The sequence below is a fragment of the Gemmata palustris genome, assembly GCF_017939745.1.
In the GTDB taxonomy this organism is placed as follows: domain Bacteria; phylum Planctomycetota; class Planctomycetia; order Gemmatales; family Gemmataceae; genus Gemmata; species Gemmata palustris.
Genome location: NZ_JAGKQQ010000001.1, coordinates 1,858,320 through 1,876,931, shown reverse-complemented (window position 1 = coordinate 1,876,931; position 18,612 = coordinate 1,858,320). Strand labels below are relative to the sequence as shown.

At 65.9% G+C, this 18,612-nt stretch carries 12 protein-coding genes; 5 read left to right on the top strand and 7 right to left on the bottom strand.

Features of this window, described 5'->3' with window-relative positions:
* Positions 1-155 precede the first annotated feature (155 nt).
* A complete protein-coding gene (locus tag J8F10_RS07525) occupies positions 156-1,529 on the bottom strand; it encodes an alpha/beta hydrolase family protein (protein ID WP_210653224.1) in 1,374 nt (457 codons plus the stop codon).
* A 291-nt stretch (positions 1,530-1,820) separates the two neighbouring features.
* On the opposite strand from J8F10_RS07525, the gene J8F10_RS07520 reads away from it, so the two are divergent.
* Complete coding sequence (locus J8F10_RS07520; protein ID WP_210653223.1) at positions 1,821-2,831, top strand: alpha/beta hydrolase; 1,011 nt, start codon at positions 1,821-1,823, stop codon at positions 2,829-2,831.
* A gap of 137 nt (positions 2,832-2,968) precedes the next feature.
* On the opposite strand, the gene J8F10_RS07515 is transcribed toward J8F10_RS07520, so the two are convergent.
* From J8F10_RS07515 to dnaG, 4 genes are all read right to left on the bottom strand, one after another.
* Entirely contained in the window at positions 2,969-3,187 is a 219-nt protein-coding gene (locus J8F10_RS07515) for a DUF4177 domain-containing protein (protein ID WP_210653222.1), read from the bottom strand.
* Positions 3,188-3,239: 52 nt separating this feature from the next.
* The gene (locus J8F10_RS07510; RefSeq protein WP_210653221.1) at positions 3,240-3,941 is read right to left on the bottom strand and encodes a zinc ribbon domain-containing protein; all 702 of its coding nucleotides are present in this window, start codon (positions 3,939-3,941) and stop codon (positions 3,240-3,242) included.
* A gap of 243 nt (positions 3,942-4,184) precedes the next feature.
* On the bottom strand, positions 4,185-5,837 hold the full coding sequence (gene rpoD, locus J8F10_RS07505; RefSeq protein WP_210653220.1) for an RNA polymerase sigma factor RpoD: 1,653 nt from the start codon (positions 5,835-5,837) through the stop codon (positions 4,185-4,187).
* 114 nt (positions 5,838-5,951) lie between these two features.
* Positions 5,952-7,877 (bottom strand): DNA primase, encoded by a 1,926-nt coding sequence (gene dnaG, locus J8F10_RS07500; RefSeq protein ID WP_210653219.1) that lies wholly within the window; start codon positions 7,875-7,877, stop codon positions 5,952-5,954.
* Between the two features lie 683 nt (positions 7,878-8,560).
* Between dnaG and J8F10_RS07495 the strand changes: the two genes are divergently transcribed.
* The 4 genes from J8F10_RS07495 (at position 8,561) to J8F10_RS07480 (ending at position 14,310) form a co-directional block, all read left to right on the top strand.
* Positions 8,561-9,958, top strand: coding sequence for a Gfo/Idh/MocA family protein (locus J8F10_RS07495; protein ID WP_210653218.1), 1,398 nt, complete (start codon positions 8,561-8,563; stop codon positions 9,956-9,958).
* Positions 9,959-10,189: 231 nt separating this feature from the next.
* Positions 10,190-11,680 (top strand): sensor histidine kinase, encoded by a 1,491-nt coding sequence (locus J8F10_RS07490; protein ID WP_210653217.1) that lies wholly within the window; start codon positions 10,190-10,192, stop codon positions 11,678-11,680.
* Positions 11,658-13,091, top strand: a complete 1,434-nt coding sequence (locus J8F10_RS07485; protein WP_210653216.1) for a sigma-54-dependent transcriptional regulator — start codon at positions 11,658-11,660, stop codon at positions 13,089-13,091. Before J8F10_RS07490 ends, J8F10_RS07485 begins: the two co-directional genes overlap by 23 nt.
* A gap of 163 nt (positions 13,092-13,254) precedes the next feature.
* A complete protein-coding gene (locus J8F10_RS07480; protein WP_210653215.1) occupies positions 13,255-14,310 on the top strand; it encodes an RNA ligase (ATP) in 1,056 nt (351 codons plus the stop codon).
* A gap of 221 nt (positions 14,311-14,531) precedes the next feature.
* Here J8F10_RS07480 and J8F10_RS07475 read toward each other — a convergent pair whose 3' ends face one another.
* Together J8F10_RS07475 and J8F10_RS07470 are read right to left on the bottom strand one after the other, a co-directional pair.
* Positions 14,532-15,347 (bottom strand): TIGR03000 domain-containing protein, encoded by an 816-nt coding sequence (locus tag J8F10_RS07475; RefSeq protein WP_210653214.1) that lies wholly within the window; start codon positions 15,345-15,347, stop codon positions 14,532-14,534.
* A 405-nt stretch (positions 15,348-15,752) separates the two neighbouring features.
* Positions 15,753-18,560: a PSD1 and planctomycete cytochrome C domain-containing protein gene (locus J8F10_RS07470; protein ID WP_210653213.1), complete on the bottom strand. Its 2,808-nt coding sequence runs from the start codon at positions 18,558-18,560 to the stop codon at positions 15,753-15,755.
* Positions 18,561-18,612 lie beyond the last annotated feature (52 nt).

The following is an 18,612-nucleotide window of genomic DNA, read 5'->3' as shown; positions in this document are numbered from 1 at the left end:
GCGCCGCACGCACCAATGTTTGAAGCGCGGGCGCCGAACAGGGATTCGGGTGAACGGAGCGTTCGGATAACCTCTTCGTTGATCTGAGAGCCTCGACTCGTTCGCCGCTACAAGACCTCTTGCTCCAGGACGTGCCATTCTCAGTTGATTCGGTATCACTTGTCGGCCGTCGGTGGCTTGGGCGCGGCCGGTTCTTTCAGGTACCGGTCGGCGAACTTCAGGAAGGTCGGCCAGTTCGGGCCGGTGGTGTGCCCGCCCGCGTGCTGGCGGAAGGCGATTTCGCCGTCGGTGAGGGCCGTCTCTTGCGCCGGGAACTCCGAGGTACCCAGGCCCTTCTTGCCCAACAGCTTGTACACCGGCTCGGCCGCGACTCCGGCCATGAACATGCCGCGTGCGTCGATCCACCCGCCCTCGACCTGGAGGGACCCGACGCTGATGAGTACCGGCCGCGGGGCGCACAGCGCGACCAACTCGTGGGCGTCCACCGGAAGATCCTTTGCCGTGAGCGGCCCGGCGTACTTGATGTAGTTCCCGGCCATCCAGTGGTACTCACCGGTCCCGGCGACGTTCTCCACCTTCTCCCCGTAGTCGCGGCGGTGGAGCTTCGCGCCGCCCGCGCCGGACGACCCGATGAACCCGATCGCGAACCGCTCGTCGTAAGCCATCGTGACGATAGCTGCTTTCCCGTACCGGGACAGCCCCTCAATGCCGACGCGCTTGGCGTCCACCGCCGGGTCGGTCTCGAAGTGGTCCAGCGCCCGGCTCGCGCCCCAAGCCCAGGCCCGCAGCGCGCCCCAATCGTCGACCGCACGGGGCTGCCCCCTATTGCACAGCCCGATGATTCCCGTCGTCAGCCCCGCCCCGTTGTCGGCCTGAACGCTCGTCGGGGTGATGATCGCGTAGCCCCACCCCTTCGCGAGAACTTGCTGCTGCCAACTCGGGGGACCGCCGGCCTTGGGCGCCGGCCCCTTGCCCCCGAAGTTGAACCCGAACTCCATGATTACCGGTACCGGACCCTTCGCATCCGCGGGCGTGGTCAGTGTCAATTGAATGTCCACGGTGACGAGCGGGTACGCGGAGTTGTCGACGTGACCGACGAGCTTCTTGGCGACGACCGGCACGTCGCCGACCGTTTGCTTCTCGGTGGCGGTCACCTCCCACTTCACTTTGGGGGTGTTTTTGGGCACCCGGCCGTATACCTCGCGGTCGAAGTCCTCGATGATCTCGGCCCGGCGCTTCGCCCACAGCGCGGCGGTCACCTTCGTGCCGTCCTTCATCACGAGCGGGTCGGGCAGGTCCGGGTACGGGTTGGCCTTCGACTCGTCCAGGTTCGCGGCGTTGGCCGATTTCGGGTTGCCGTCGGCGCCGCGGCGGATCTCCTTGATCTTCAGGAGTTCCAGCATCCGCTTGTGGTCCTCCTGGGCGGTCATCTTGACCGGTGGTTTGGGCGGGTCTGCAGCGCGGCTCACCGCGGAGAGGTGCCCCGTGAGAAGGAGCGCCACCGCGACCGGGACGGGAGAGCGTCGCATGAGGGTCTCGTTGTGTGGTGAATGAACCACGGTCACACGGAAATCGATTTTGCCCCGTGTGCCGCAGTTTTGTGAAGCGGTCGTCATTCTATCGACGGCACGCCCGCGATCTCGAGCCGCGTACCTCACGAGATGCGAACGGGCACGAAACGTCGCGCGTATTTCCGCTTTCTTCGGGCACCGCCGAGCGCGGTACGGTCGAGGTGATTCGAGTGCGGCTCTCGTACCCACAGGGCACAGAACTTCTACACCACTTCTACTGACCGTTTCTCCACTGTCGGGAGGTATCGAATGAGAACCGTGCTGGTCTGTGCGATCGGCCTCGGACTCGCCGGAGCCGCCGTCGTGACTCTCGCGCACGCGACGGGGCAACCACCGGCCTCCGCGCAGCCCCCGAACCCGGACTCCCAGTACCGGCTCGGCCCCGACTCCTTGCCCCAAGAGGGCGTTCCGAAGGGCGAGATTAAGGGGCCGTTCACGCTCCCGTGCGCGGTTTACCCCGGCACCCAGCACACGCACTGGGTGTACGTGCCCGCGCAGTACGATCCGAAGGTTCCGGCCGCGCTCATGGTGTACCAGGACGGGCAGGCGTTCAAAGACGAGAAGGGGGACGTGCGGGCACAGAACGTGATGGACAACCTGATTTACCGTCGAGAAATTCCGGTGATGATCGGGGTGTTCATCAACCCGGGCCGCAAGCCGGACCAGCCCGAGCCGACCCCGCGGGATTGGGGCGACCGGAACACCAACCGGCCGACCGAGTACAACTCGCTGGACGACAAATACGCCCGAGTAATCACGGACGAGCTGATACCGGCCCTCGCGAAAGATTACAACCTTTCAAAAGACCCGGAGATGCGCGGGATCGGCGGGTCGAGCTCGGGTGCGATCGCGGCGTTCACCGTGGCGTGGGAGCGCCCGGACCAGTTCCGCAAGGTGCTGAGCAACGTCGGCAGCTTCGTCAACCTGCGGGGCGGACACGTGTACGCGGACAAGGTTCTGGAAGCCGAGAAGAAGCCGCTCCGGGTGTACCTGTGCGACGGGCGCAACGACAACCGCGGGCTCCGGGGCGGGAAGTACGATGAGAAGATGGACTGGTTCTACCAGAACGTGCGGCTGATGAAGGCGCTGACGAAGAAGGGGTACGATGTGAACTACTCGTGGGGCATGAACAACCACGGGCAGAAGTTCGGCGGGGCGATCCTGCCGGAGATGATGCGCTGGCTGTGGCGGGACGGGCCGGTCTCGACCGACCCCAAGGACGCGGACGAGCGCGGGTTCCGTCAACCGGCGAAGAAGTAAGGGGCGGAGCCCTGGGTGCCAAATCGCGTGAGCAAACAGAAGAAGCCGGTGGTTCGGGCTCGCGCCGTTCGCAAAGGCCACCGGCCGGCTGCAGCTGATCGCACACCTGCCGGTCCTGCCGTTCGCGCGTCTTTGCGTCAGGACGGCTGCGCGGTGGACGCGGGTGGTGCGGGGCGCTTGAAGCAGAGCAGCAGCACGTCCTGCTCCGCTTCAACGTTGTGGTAGACCGTGGACGAGACGAGCTCCCACCCCTCGGCGCCGAGCTGGTTGAGGGCCGATTCCAGGTCGCCGGCGCCGGACTCGTTCCCAAGTCCTCGGGTGACAAACTGAGCCGTTGTGTACTGCCACTTGGTCACGGCTGGTGCTCCGCGTTACGACCTGTTCGGGCGAGCGGTCCGAAAACGCCCGTCACTCCACCGGGTACTGCATCCGGCCGCAACTGGCGCAGGTGCGGAAGGTACCGTTGCGCAGGGCAATGAACTGCGATTCGGTCATGCTCGTGCGGCACCCCTGGCACACCCGGGCTTTTGATGCGGCGAACGAGTCCGGTCCCTTTGTCTTCACGATGTTGTCGTAGGTCGGTTTCACGTCGGGCGGGAGCGTCGCCTCGGTGCGGGCCAGGTCCGCGGTACACACTTCTTGGTCGCCCTTCATGCCCTCCAGCCGCTCGGCCGCTTCGATCTGGAACTGCTTGAAGTCGGCTTGCGCCTGTGCCCATACCTGCTCGACGGCCGGGATCGCGGCGGTCCTCTCTTCGAGTTCCATGATCGTGGCGAGGATGGCGTCTTCCAGCTCGCCCTTCTTCGCTTGCGCCTGAACGATTTCGGACTGTTTTGCGGCGTACTCCTTCTGCACGCTGATCCCGGTGAGTTGGTCTTCCAGTTTTGCGAGGCGCGTCTCGGTCTGTTTCAGGCTGCCCTCGTCCTCACGCTGTTTGAGTTTGAGTTTTGTGATGGAGTCGTGGTGATCCTTATGGGACTGACGCGCGGTGTCCAAATCGTCCTGGTACCCCTGGAGCACGCGCGGCCCGCGATCGATTTCGGCCTGGAGGTTGCGGAGGTGAACTCGGAGTCGGTGGCACTCGCGAAGCGCAGAAGTAACAGACGACATGGCGGCTCCTTTGCGGGCATTGTATTAAAGGCGCACGGCCAACGTGAACTTGCTGGTGGTGCGGGCGTGCCAACCGATGTTGAAGCCCTCTTTTGTTTTGTGGCACAGGGCTCGTGTCGCGCCGGTCGCCAATACCCTGAAATGCCGCGGCCGGCGCGGGCCGGCTGGTGAGGGTCGGGCGCTCTCGGGCGCCTTCATCTCGACCAGTCGGCCCGCGCCGGCCGCGTACCCGAAAGCCGGATCTCACGTCTTGTTCTTCAGCCCGTCAAGGAATCCTTCGAGTTGCCGGCTGCGGACCGGGTGCTGCAACTTGCGGACGGCCTTCGCCTCGATCTGGCGCACGCGCTCGCGCGTCACCTTGAAGATGCGGCCGACCTCTTCGAGCGTGTACGTGTAGCCGTCGCCCAGGCCGTAGCGCAGCTTGATGATCTCGCGCTCGCGGTACGTGAGCGTCTTCAGCACGCCCTCGATCTTGTCCTTCAGCATCTCGTTGGTCGCGGCGTTCACCGGACTATCGACCGAGTTGTCCTCGATGAAGTCGCCGAAGTACGAGTCCTCGCTCTCGCCCACTGGCCGGTCGAGGCTGATCGGCTGGCGGCTGATCTTCAGTACCCGCTTGCACTCCTCGTAGGAGATGTTCGCGGCCTTCGCGGTCTCCTCGATCGTGGGTTCGCGCCCGAGCGCCTGGAGCAGTTGCTTCGAGACGTTGCGGAGCTTCGACATGGTCTCGATCATGTGGACCGGGATGCGGATCGTCCGCGCCTGGTCCGCGATCGCCCGCGTGATCGCCTGCCGGATCCACCACGTCGCGTAGGTGCTGAACTTGAACCCGCGCCGGTGCTCGTACTTGTCTACCGCCCGCATGAGGCCGGTGTTGCCCTCCTGGATCAGGTCGAGGAAGGAGAGCCCGCGGTTGCGGTACTTCTTGGCGATGCTGACCACGAGCCGGAGGTTCCCGCCGGACAGGTCGCGCTTGGCCTGCTCGTACTCCGTGAACCGCTGCTTCATGATGCCGACCCGCTTGCGCAGGCTGGCCGGTTCTTCGAGCGTGATGAGCATCAGGTCCTGGAGCTCTTTCTCCAGGTTCGCGCGCTCTTCCTTGGCCGTGCGGTTGCCCTTGAGGGTTTCGATCTCCGCTTCGAGTTCGTCCATCCGCTGGCTGATCTGCTCCAGCTTCTTCATCAGCGGCTGCACCTTTTGGGTGCGGATCGACAGCTCCTCGACGAGCGTCACCGTCTTGCGGCGGCGGAGCCGGAGGCGCTCGCGGAGTTCGTCCTTCTCCGGGGCCGGGGTGCGGTCGTCCCCGAGCCGCTGGAAGTCCTCGACGTTGCCCTCCATGAGCGGTTCGAGGGTCCGCAGGTTGTGCGGCATCCGCGCGAGGATCTTGTCCTTTTCGAGGTTCTCGGTCTGCGAGACCTTGATCGTGCGGTCGAAGGGCAGGTCGCCACTGTGCACGCGCTTGAGGGTCTCGACGACCTGCCGCATCGCGTAGTCGCACTCGAGCACCTTGCGCCGGAACCGGCGGCGCGTGAGCTCGATCTTCATCGCGAGCGAGACCTCCTGCCGGCGGTCCAGCAGGTCGATCTGGCCCATCTGGGTCAGGTACATGCGGACCGGGTCGTCGATGTGCCGCCCGTCGCCGTCGGAGTCCTCGAACGCGGACGATTCCGGGTCGGCGATGATGGCGTCCACCGCCACGGCCGGGGTGTCTTCGGCCTCCTCGTCCGCGTCGATCAGGCTCACGCCGTGTTGATCGAGGAGCTCGGTGATCTCGGTCAGGCGCTCGGGCTCGGCGTCGGCCGAGAGCGCGGCGTTCACCTCGTCGTAGGTGAGCGTGCCGCTCTGTTTACCCTTCTCGATCAGGGCCTTGAGGACCTCGTCGTTCTTCCAGTCCATCCGAACCCCTCCCACGCTGGTCGTCCGCGTCGAGCCGTCAATGGCTGCTGCGGCGGGTGGTTCTGAAACTCGTGGTGCGAAACTTGGGTGGCTCGTGTCGGCGGCCCCGGGCGGTTACGCCGCGGGGGTCGCCTGCTGGCCCGGGTCGTCTTCGGGGCTTCCGTTGTTTCCGTTTTTCGGGCGCTTTGGTGGTTGCGTTTTCTGGATGCGGCGGAGCAGTTCGATCGTCTCCTCGTCACTCGCGCCGGACATCAGTTCCTTGGCTTTCTTCGCTTCCTCTTCGGCCTTCATCTCGTTGAACCGCTTCAGCAGTCGGGTCAACCACTGTTCGCGGTCCTGCATCTGCTGGCCGACGAACTGGAGCGTTTGGGCCGCGTCGAACAGGTCGGGCCGGTCGTTGAGGCGCTCGCGGAGCGCTTCCAGATCGGGCACCATACCGGCCGATTGCGCCGCGAACAGCTCGGTGAGGAGCCGGCGCAGGCCGCTGTGCGTGATCTCCTCCGGGGCCAATCGTGCCGCGGCTGCCGGTACCAGTGTCGAGTCGGCGAGCAGCAGTTCGACCAGTTGCCTCTCGGCCGCGGCCGCGGGACCGGCTTTTGACCCGCCCCGGGGGCGCTCGTTCGTCGGGAGGATCGCGTCCGGCCGCACCGTGGGTGTCGGGCGCCCCTCGCGGCCCCTCTGTTCGCGCTCTTTCTGTTCGGTTTCGCGCTCTTTCTGCTCGTGGGCCTTGCGCAGTTCTCCGAACCGCGCCCACAGTGTTTCTTGCTTCGAGCCGAGCCGGTGCGAGAGCCGGGTGATAATCAGTTCCCGTTTCATCTGGGCCGCGGCCCCGGGGATCGGGGGGGCGGACGCCATGATGCCGAGGATGTCGTCCGTGATGCGCCGCTTCGTTTCAATTGAGGGTACCGGGTCGCGCTCCAAAAGCTTGTTCAGTTTAAAATCGAGCGCGTCCGCCGCCGATGTCAGTACCTCTTTAAAGGCGTCGATTCCGTTGGGGCGCACCAGTAAGTCGCACGGGTCGAGCCCCTCGGGGAGCGTCGCGACCGCGAGTTCCACGTCCTGCGAGACGAACATTTCCAGCGCGCGGTCGACGCCGGTGTACCCGCCCGCGTCCGCATCGTACAGGAGAACGACCTTCGGGGCGTAGCGCCGGAGCTGGGCGACGTGCTTGGGGTTCAGCGCGGTGCCCATCGTGGCGACCACTTGCGGGACGCCGCACTGGTGCGCCATCATCACGTCGGTGTAGCCCTCGACCACCGCGATGTAGCCCGCGTTGGCGTGGCGCGCGAGGTCCAGCCCGTACAGCAATTCACTCTTGTGGAAGAGGGGGGTTTCAGCGGAGTTGTAGTACTTCGGTCCGCGGGCGGCTAAGGGGTTGTTCGGCATGATCCGGCCGCCGAACCCGACCACCTGTCCGCGCACGTCCTTGATCGGGAACATCACCCGGTCGCGGAACCGGTCGTAGTGCCCGCGGCTCCCGTCGCGGGGGGCGATCAGCCCCACCTCAACGAGCGTATCAATGGGCACGCGCTCGGCCAGCGCGAGCTTCGCGAGCCAGTCCCCGGTAATCGGCGCGAACCCGATCCCGAAGTCGCGGACGGTTTTGCCGGCGAGCTTGCGCTCGCCTATGTACTTGCGGGCGGCCGCACCCTCGTCGGCCTCCAAATACTGGTAGGCGTACTTGGACTGCGCCCAGCGCATCACTTCGAGCAACTTGGTGCGGTGGTGGTCCTGCGGCGATTGTTGCTCGTCGAGCTTGATTCCGGCCTTCGCCGCGAGTATAGCCCGCGCTTCCTTGAACCCGACCTTCTCCTGAAACATCGTGAAGGCGAAGACGTCCCCGTGGGCCTCGCACGCCCAGCACTTGTACCGCTGGCGCTGGGGATCGATGTCGAGGGACGGGCGGGTGTCGGCGTGGAAGGGGCAGACGGCTTTGAAGATCTTGCCGGCCGGGATGATGTTGATGTACGAACCGACCACGGCGACGATGTCGCTAGCGGCTTTGACCTGTTTGGTAAGCTCCACCTGGTCGGACGGCACGGGACACCTTTCAACGTGCAAAGTTGAAAATGAGAAGTTCAAAATGGAGAACGATCCGTCATCCATTCGCCACTTGTCATTTTGACTTTTTCACTGAAAGCGGTCGGTCGGCCTTGGCGGACGTCGAGCGGACCCTGGAACCCCGTGCTGGTGGAGCTTGGCGAACCGGCATTGTGTCTTGCAGTTCTCGTGTGTTACCTGTCCTCGGTTCGGAGTACCCGGGGGTACTACCGGGGGAGGCCGGGAACGGAACGGGCAAGAGCGAGTGTGCCTGAGTCGCGCCGTATTGGGGGTGGGGAATCTCGAGTGGTGCCGTGGCTCCTCTGAGCCATAAAGGTCGGTGCATCAATCCGTTGATGCTTGGCGAATTATAGCCGGTCCTGAGAACCCGTCAAGGCAAGCTCCCGCCCAACCGCCGCACGCCGCAAACTTAACCCACAACCCGGATAGCGGCGGCCCGGAGAACCCGAAATCTCGGCGCAAAGTCCCGTTACCGTCGGTGATTCGTGCGCGGGCGCTTCAGCCGGCACGACCGGCGCAGTGGGCGATTTCGTTCTGATACCTTTCTCGTTGCCCCCTGCCGCGGCCGGGCTTAGACTCATTCTCCGAAGCCACCCACGGGGCACTTGCTCCACAGCTTCTCCCACGCTCGCTTCCCAAAACGGTTGGTTGGAGACCCTCACATGACGACCCGTCGGATCACCCGGCGCCAGGCGCTCGCCGCGTCCGCTGCCGCGCTCGGCTACTTCCACCTCGCGCCGGCGGTGTCCTCCGCCCGCGTGTACCGCGCGAACGAGAAGCTCCGCGTCGCCGGCGTCGGCGTCGGCGGGAAGGGGGACAGTGACATCGAGCAGGCCGCGAAGCTGATGGACGTGGTCGCCCTGTGCGACGTGGACGAGAGCAAGCTGGCGCCGAAGGCGAAGAAGTGGGCCGCGGCGAAGACCTTCACGGACTTCCGCAAGCTGTTCGACGACACCGCGCTGCTCAAGAACATCGACGCCTTCACCGTGTCCACGCCGGACCACAACCACGCGGTCGTCAGCATCCTCGCGATGCGGGCCGGGAAGCACGTGTACTGCCAGAAGCCGCTCACGCACGACGTGTACGAAGCCCACCTGATGCGGGCCGAGGCGAAGAAGAACAAGGTCTGCACGCAGATGGGCAACCAGGGCACGGCGGCGAACGGGCTGCGCCGCGCGGCCGAGCTGCTGCAGAAGGGCGTGCTCGGCGACGTGGCCGAGGTCCACGTGTGGACGAACCGCCCGATCTGGCCGCAGGCGCCCGGCGTAACGGACCAGAAGCCGCCGAAGGAAGGCGCCGTTCCGAAGGGCATTCACTGGGACGAGTTCCTCGGCGTCGCGCCGGACCGCCCCTACGCCGCGGGCATCCACCCGTTCGCGTGGCGCGGGTTCTGGGACTACGGCACCGGGGCCATCGGCGACATGGCCTGCCACACCGCGAACATGGCGTTCATGGGGCTGAAGCTCGGGCACCCGACGAAGGTGTCGGCCGAGGCCGGCGACGTGAACCCGCTCACGTGCCCCAGTTTCGCCCAGGCGGCCATCGAGTTCCCGAAGCGCGAGGGCCTGGTGCCCGTCACGCTGCACTGGTACGAGGGCAAGAGGGACGGCAAGAAAGTGCTCCCTTCGGACAAGCTCGTCGAACAGGCGACCGCGCTCTCGAAGGGCAAACTGGTGGACAGCGGTTCCATCATCGTCGGCACGAAGGGCTTCGCGTACTCGCCGGACGACTACGGCGCGAACGTGTTCTTCAGCACCGGCGAGAAGACCGGCAGCAACACCAAGCCCGAAACGATGCCCTCGAACGATAAGGGCGACCAGGGCCAGAAGAACGAGTGGGTCGAGGCGATCAAGGCCGGCAAGCCGGAACTGGCCCTCTCGAACTTCGACTACGCCGGCCTGCTGACCGCTGCGTTCTTGCTCGGCAACGTGGCGATCCGCACCGGCAAGGCGTTCAACTTCGACGGCGAGAAGTGCCAGGCCGACATCAAGGAAGCGGCCCCGCTCATTCGCCGCACGTACCGCAAGGGCTGGGACCTGATCGGCTACAACGCCTCGTGATTGAGTGACGAAGCAACGCGCCACGGCCCGCCAATGTTTGGCGGGCCGTGGCGTTTTGGTGAACGGCCGGTGCGGGCTCGCGCCGCGTCGCTCGCAATAACTCACCAACTCAGCAAATCCCAAGTAACCCGCCGCGGAGCGCGGGTCGCGCGGCATCGCGTGCGGCGGTCCGGTAGAATCCCTGATGGGACCGGCGCCAACTGGCACGGTTCCAACAGCGGGGGGCCGGACGTGAAGCAGTTCCTGTTCGCGCGGTACTCGTGGCCGCTCGTCACCCTCGGCGGGCTGGTCGCGGCCGCGTGCCTGGCCAGTACGTGGTACATCAACCGGCTCCAGGGCGATCTCGCGCGCGCGGTCCGGCACGATGCGTCCAAAATGGACGCGGCCGACGAGCTCCAGGTCCAGTTGCGGCACCTCCGGTTCCACTCGGTCATTTTCGCCGCCGAACCGACCGCCGCGCGCGCCGAGCTGGTGCGGGCCGATACCGCTCAAGTGGAGGCGGCGTTCGACAGCATCCGGCGCAACCTCATCGCGGACGACGAAGAGTTGCTCGCACTCATCGAGCGCGACTACGCCGAATACAAGCACCGGCTCGGGCCCGACGGGTTGCCGCTCCCCGCGCGCACCGTGCCCGACCTCATTCGCTGGTCCGATGCGCACCCGATGCGGGAACTGTTGCAGCCGGTCCGCGAGCTGTCCGATCGCCAGCGCGCCCGCATGGAAGCCGGGTTAACCCGGAGCGAAGCGCAGACGACCTGGGCCGGGCGCGTGCTGATCGTTCTGGGACTGGCGGGGGCGCTCGGCGGGCTCCTGAGCGGGTACGCGACCGCGCGCGGGTTGACGCGCCGGGCCGCGCACCTCTCGGTCCGCGTCCGGGCCGTCCAAGCCGAACTGGACCAGGAAGTGGGTGCGCTGACGGTGGACGCCGCGCGCTCCATTGGGGACCTCGACGCACAACTCGACTACGTGGTCGGGCGCGTCAAGGAGGTCTGTCAGCGGCTCCAGGAGCAAGAGCGCGGGCTGCTCCGGGCCGAGCAACTTGCCGCGGTCGGTCAACTCGCCGCGGGGATCGCGCACGAGGTCCGCAACCCGCTCACGGGAATCAAGTTCCTGGTCGAAGGAGCACTCCGCCCGGCTCAAACGATTCCACTGACGAACGAAGACCTCCGACTGATCCGCCAGGAGGTCGTTCGCATCGAGCGAACCGTGCAGGGGCTTTTGGACTTCGCCCGAACCCCGGTACTCGACCGGCACCGGTACGACCTCCGCGAACTGGTCGCCGAAGCCGCCGGGGTCGCACGCGGGCGCGCCGAGGCGAAACCGGTCGCCCTGCGCGTGGCTCCCGCGCCCGCCGCGGCCGTGGCGTCCGTGGACCGCGACCAGTTCCTATCGCTCCTCACGAACCTGCTCCTCAACGCGATCGACGCCACCCCGCCCGGCGGCGAGGTGCAGGTTCGCACCAGTACGGCGCCGAACGGCGCCCTGACCGTAGAAGTCGCCGATACCGGAACGGGAATCGACCCGCGGATCGCCGACAAGCTCTTCACCCCGTTCGCGACCACCAAGCCGACCGGCACCGGTTTGGGGCTGACCATTGCCCAGCGCGTCGCGCGCGATCACGGCGGAACGCTGACCGCCGCCAACCGAATCAGCGGCGGGGCGTGTTTCACCCTGACTCTACCCGCCGCGGGAGACCTCCATGCCGAAGCTCCTGGTCGTTGACGACGAGCCGATCATCTGTCACTCGTTCCGGCGGGTGTTCGCCGCGCCCGATGTGGAAATTCTGACGGCCGGGACGGTCACCGAGGGGTGGCGCCGGGTCGAGCAGGAGCGCCCGGACGTGATCGTGCTGGATTTGCAGCTCCCGGACGGGTCCGGGCTCGATCTGTTCGAGCGCATCCGGACCGCGGACCCGAAGCGCCCGGTGATCTTCATCACCGCGCACGGGACCACCGAGACGACCATTGAGGCGATGAAGCACGGCGCGTTCGATTACCTGCTCAAGCCGCTCGACCTGGAGCAGATGAGCGGCGTGCTCGGGCGCGCGTTCGAGGCCGCCCGGCTCATGCGCGAGCCGGCCGCGCTCCCGGACGACCCGGGCGGCGATCGGATCATCGGGCGGTCGCCGCTCATGCAGGAGATGTGCAAGCAGATCGGGCGAATCGCCCCGCAGGACGTGAACGTGCTGATTCTGGGGGAGAGCGGAACCGGCAAGGAACTGGTCGCCCGTGCGATCTACTCGCACAGCCGGCGTGCGTCCCGCCCGTTCATGGCGCTCAACTGCGCCGCGATCCCGGACGCGCTCGTCGAGAGCGAATTGTTCGGGCACGAACAGGGCGCGTTTACCGGGGCCGACCGCAAGCGCATCGGCAAATTCGAGCAGTGCGGGGACGGGACGCTCCTGCTCGACGAGATCGGCGACATGCCGCTCGCCGCGCAAGCCAAGATGCTCCGCGTGCTCCAGGACCAGACCTTCGAGCGCCTCGGGGGGAGCCAACCCATCGCGACGCACGTCCGCGTGCTCGCCGCGACCAACCAGCACCTCGAGCAGCTCATCGCCAACGGGCGGTTCCGTAACGATCTCTATTACCGGCTGAAGGTGGTCACGATCCACGTCCCGGCGCTGCGTGAACGGAGGGCCGATATTCCCGAGCTGGCGCACTATTTCCTCTTCCGCTACGCGCGCGAAGCCAACCGCGACTTGCGCGGGTTCGCGCCAGAAGCCCTTGATTTGCTCCAACGTTACGATTGGCCGGGGAACGTCCGCGAGTTGCAGAACAGCATCCAGGCGGCCGTTTACCAGACCGCGGGCCGAACGCTCCTGCCCACGGACTTGCCGGGGTTGGCCGACGCACCCCTTGCGCCGGCCGCTCCCCTCGCTCCCGATGCGCCGCTCTCGTTCGATTTGGCGGCAACGATTGAATCGATGCTTCAAGAAGGCGGAAAGGACGTTCACAAGCGGGTGATCGCGCTCGTGGAGCGCGAACTGATCGCTCGTGCGCTGCGGCACACGCACGGGCACCAGATGCAAGCGAGCGACCTACTCGGCATCAATCGCACCACTCTGCGAACCAAGCTCCGGGAACTCGGCATCACCCTGGATAAAGTCGTCACCGACCAGAACGGCGAGTGATTGTTTGTTCCGAGACCGGCCTTTGCCGCCTGTACGTTTATGAAGAATTCAAAGCGGGCGAATGAGGCACTCCCGGGCGCACAACCGCACGGAACCGCACGAACCAAGTCAGGGGCGCGACTATCCTTCCCGGTACGAACTCGGGGCCGGACCGGGAGCTATCATGCGCAAACTTGCCAGCATTCAGACGGTGAACGCCGCCGAACCGATCCCCAACGCCGACGCGATCGAGAAGATCCGCGTTCTCGGTTGGTGGGTCGTCGTCAAGAAGGGCGAATTTAAGCCCGGGGATCGAGTGGTGTACTGCGAAATCGACTCCCTGCTGCCGGAAACGGCGGACTTCGAGTTCCTGCGCCCCAACTGCTTCAAGCCCGCGCGAACGGACGCGGCCGGCGCGGTCGTGCTCCCGAGCGGGTTCCGCATCAAGACGATCAAGCTCCGCGGTCAGGTGTCGCAGGGCATTTGTTTCCCGCTCGACATTCTGCCCGCCGGCGCGCCCGCCACCGAAGACGCGGACGTGACCGAGGCCCTGGGCGTGTCCAAGTGGGAACCGCCCCAGACCGGCGCCAGCGGTCGGGCGCGCGGGAGCTTCCCCGGCTTCTTGCCGAAGACGGACGAGACCCGCGTGCAGGTGCTCGAAAAAGTCCTCGCGCGGTACCAGGGCGTGGAGTTCTGCCTCACGGAGAAGCTGGACGGCACCTCGTTTACCGCATTCATCCGGGAGGGCGAGTTCGGCGTGTGCAGCCGGAACATGCTCCTCGATACGACCGACCCGATGAGCGCGCTCGTCGGGGTGGCGAAGCGCCTGAACCTCGAAGAGCGCCTGCGCGCGATCGGCGCCGCACGCGGGTTCGAGGTCGCAGTTCAGGGCGAGGTGATCGGTCCCGGAGTGCAGCAGAACAAGTACGCACTGAAGGAGGTCGGGCTCCGCGTATTTAACGTGTTCGACGTGAGCGCGTATCGGTTCCTCGACCACGCGGACGCGCTCGCCGCCGTCGCCGAAATGGGGCTGGAAGCTGTCCCGCAGCTCGGCACGCTCGTGCTGGGCCACGGCGTGGACGAACTCGTCGCGCTGTCCGAGGGCACGAGCGTTCTGAACGCCAAGGCCCAGCGCGAAGGAATCGTGCTGCGCCCGCTGCGCGAGGTGGACGACGACTACCTCGGGCGCCTCAGTTTCAAGGCGATCAACCCGAAATTCCTGCTCAAGTACGACGAGTAGGGACAGGCGAGTACGAAATTGCGCCGCGGATCAGAATTAAAGGCGGATTGGCCACAAAAACGCACAAAGGACACAAAAGAAAACCGAGAGCAAAGGACCGAGAAACAGAGCGGCAGAAGATCGAATTTCTGTTCTCTGATCTCGGTCCTCTGACCCTCTGGTTTTCTTTTGTGTCCTTTGTGCGTTTTTGTGGCCAATCCGCCTTTAATTCAGCCTTCTGCTTACTTACCGGCGACGGTGCCGTTCGTGCCGGCCGCGGCGACGAGTTTCGGGAACGTTTCGGTCAGGTTCGCTCCGGCCTCGACGATGATCTTCTTCTCTTCGACCACGAGCTTACCGTCCACCATGATCTCGGCCTTCACCTCGTAGAAGAACTTCTGTCCGACCGCGAGCGGCGGGGTGTAGAAGTGGCGCTCCGGGCCGGCGCCGGCGGCCGGCTTGCCGTCCACGAAGAGCTTGGCGTCGGCCGGGAGGGTGAACTTCAGGTTCGCGCCCATCGGCTGGCCGTCCGAGCCCGGCTTGGGCGCCGGGGCGACCGGGACCGTCATCACCGGCGGGCGGTTCGGGTTCGCCGGGGCGTTCGGGTTGGTGATGGTGCCGTAGACCGCGTGCGGGTCGGTCAGGTTGGTCGTCGGGTAACCCGGCCCCCACACCGGCGAGGCGCCGGAGTTGTACCCGTGGAGCGTGTACGGCGGCATCCCGATCGGCGGCCCCCAACTCGATCCGTATTGGAACGCGCCCGAGCACCCGCGGCACGAACCGTAGCAGGAAGCGTAGTGCGCGTACCCGTTGCACGAGCCGAAGCACGAATACCCGGTACACGAGGTGCGGTGCCCGAGGAACCCGCTGGAGCGCACCCCCGCGAACGAACCGCCGTGGCACGACCCGTGACAGGAGGAGCCGTAGCACGACCCGTAGCACCCGACCGACACGGCGCCACAGCACCCGGTGGCAAGGGGGACAACCGCGGCGGGTTTCGCGGGCGGGGTGACGTCGGCACCGGCCGACATCGCGGTGAGCATCACGATGCTGTACATGAGTTGCAACCTCTACATTCGGAACGGGCGGCGACGGTGGAGACGGTCCCCGTGTTCACGATGGTAGAGTTGGGGTAAAAATACGTCAAAGGCAAACGGCGGAAACTAGGTGGTTTAGGGTGTTATTGGCACCGTTACGACCGGACCCGGTCGGGACGACGAAAATCCTTCAAATAAACGCTCAAGTTGCGAACGCAGAGGCACGACAACGCGGAAGGCAAAAAAGAGCCGCGGATCAACGCCGATCACGCGGATCAAAACAGGAGCGCACAGGGCGGGAGCCCTGTGCTACGAACACCGGCCGCTCCGGGGCGAAGACCGGTAACCATCTTCCGCCGCGGATCTATCTCCGTTTCTGCCTGATCCGCGTGATCTGTGTGATCCGCGGCTGCATTGTTCATCACCTCACTCCACGAAGATGAACTCCTTCGCGTTGAGCAGGACGTGGGCGAGGTCGGCCCACGCCTTCGGGTGGTCGGGTTTGCCGTACTCCGCGGCCTGTTCTGCCACGAACGCGACCGCACTGGTTCGTTCGTCGTTCGTGGGCTCGCGCCCGAACGCGGTCGCGTACATCTGGCGCACGCGGTCCTCGGGTTTCTGGCCCGGTGCCGCGAGCGCGCGTTTCGCCCACAGTTCCGCTTGTTGGAGCACGAACGGGTTGTTCAGCATCACAAGCGCCTGGGCCGGCACGTTGGACACGGTGCGCCGGCCGATCGCGGTGAACGGCGTGGGGTAGTCGAACGCGGTGAACATCGGGTTGATGAAGTTTCGGCGCACTTGCAGGTAGACGCTGCGCCGGCCGTCGCCGTCGAGCGGCCCGGACGCCGGGCGCCCGCGCCCGACCTGGTGGTCGGTGAGGCTCGGTGGCGCGCCCTGGCCCCCCATCTTGAGGTCGAGTCGTCCGCTGACCGCGAGGATGCTGTCGCGGATCGCTTCGGCTTCGAGGCGTTTCACGTTCTGCCGGTGGAGCAACTTGTTCTGTGGGTCGGCGGTGACCGCTTTCACGGTCTGTTCCGGTGTCGCGCGGCTCGATTGCCGGTACGCGGTGGAGAGCACCATCAGCCGGTGCATCGACTTCAGGCTCCACTTCTTCGTGACCAGTTCGGTCGCCAACCAGTCGAGCAGTTCCGGGTGCGTGGGGCGTTGCCCCTGGAGGCCGAAATCGTCGGGGCTGCGAACGAGCCCCTCGCCGAAGTGGTGCTTCCAGAGCCGGTTCACGATCACGCGCGCGACGAGCGGGTTCGACGGATCGGTGACGGTGCGCGCGAGTTCGAGGCGCCCGCTGCCGGTGGTGGCGAACGCGGATCTGCCGAACGCTTCGAGGGTGGCCCGCGGTGCCTCGGTGCCGAGGTTCTTGTGGCTCCCGCGGATGAACACGTGTTCGTTGATGCCGTTGCCGTCGGCCATCGCGGGGGCGCGCCGGGGATCGGGGATTTTGGCCTCGATCTCGCGCACGCGGGCAATGAGTTTGTCCGCGTTGGGGTCAGCAGGCAGTTCGGGGGACCGCACCTTGGCTCCCGGTTCGCTCGGGGGCGGGGCGTCCGCGAACCACGCTTCCGCGATCGCGACCCAACCCGGCCCGTCGTCGAGCAACTCCAGGTACGCGGGCTGGCCCTTCCACATGCGCAAGTCGAACACCATCCAGCGGAGCTCTTCGCCGTGGTTGATCGACTGGGCGAGCCCGCCGTAGATCGGGTCTTGGATGAGTTGCAGACCGTTGAGCACGAGCCGCGCCCGCGCGCTGCGCCCGGCCACGCGAACCGCGAGGTACGGCTTGTCGATGGCGAACGTCGGTGAGCGGAGCGCGCCCACGAGTTTGCGCGACTCCTGCCCGCTGTGGGGGAACCCGTCGCCGGCTTCGGGGCGGAACGCCAACCCGTCGGTGAACCAGCGCTTCTGCCAGTCACCACCGAAGCGCTCGAACTCGACGGCCTTCTCGCGCCAGGTCGTTCCTTGAGGGGAACGAGGGGCATCCGCTCCCGGCTTTGCGAGCCCCAGAACGCGGTCCAGTTCTGCGCGGGCGGTCTTCATTTCGTCGAGCAATTTTATCGTCGGGGCGGGGTCGCTCACATCGGCGCGGTTGTAGCGCGAGCTACTTAGCACGCCGAACAGGGCGTAGTAGTCTTTGGTCGCGATCGGGTCGAACTTGTGATCGTGGCACCGGGCGCAACTGATCGTGAGGCCGAGCACCGCCTTGCCGAACACATCAATTTGGTTATCGATGCGGTCGGCGAACTCGGCGCGCGAATCGACCGGTGAGTGCTTCGCCTCGCCGAGCCACCAAAACCCGGTCGCGGCGAGCGCATCGTTCGTGCCGTCCGGCGCGCGCCGCGGGGGGAGGAGGTCGCCCGCGATCTGCTCGGTGAGGAACTGGTCGAACGGCACGTCCGCGTTGAGCGCGCGAATCACGTAGTCGCGGTAGCGCCACGCATCCGGGATTTCAAAGTCGAACTCGTGGCCCTGCGTTTCTGCGTACCGCACGAGGTCGAGCCAGTGTCGGCCCCAGCGCTCGCCGTACTGGGGCGACGCGAGCAGCTTTTCGACGACCTTCTCGTAAGCACTCGGCGATTCGTCTTTCAGGAACGCATCGATTTCCGCGGGCGTGGGGGGGAGCCCGGTCAGGTCGAAGTATATTCGGCGCAACAGCGTGCGTTTTTCGGCCGGCGGAGCGAACGTTAAGTCGGCTTTGTCGAGCTGTGCGAGCAGGAACCGATCAATTTCATTTGTGATTTGTGATTTGTGATTTGTGATTTGTGGCGGTTGCGGGCGCTTGATCGTGGCGAACGACCAGTGCGCCTTTGCCCGCGCGTGCAAATCGAACTTCGCGCTCGTGCCGGCCGAACCCGCGCCGTCGTTGGGCCACGGCGCGCCGCCCCTCACCCATTCCGTGAGCACGGCAATGTCGGCGTCCGAGAGCTTGCCCTTGGGGGGCATCTTGACTTCGCCCGCGTAGCCGACGGCGGCGACGAGTTGGCTCTTGGCCGGGTCACCGGGCTTGACCGCGGGGCCGCTCTCGCCGCCCTTCGCGAACTCGGCCTTCGCGTCGAGCCGTAACCCGCCCTTCTGCTTCTTCGCGTCGTGGCAACTCACGCAGTTCGCGACCAGGATCGGCCGCACCTTCTTCTCGAAGTAATCGTTGTCTACCGGCTCGGCTGCGCGAACCACTGCGCTGGGAGACAACAAAGCGAGAACGGTGAGGATCGAAATGCGCATGTGGCGGGCTCGTGGCTCGATGAGCGGGCGGGAAGGCGGGCGGGAGTGCATA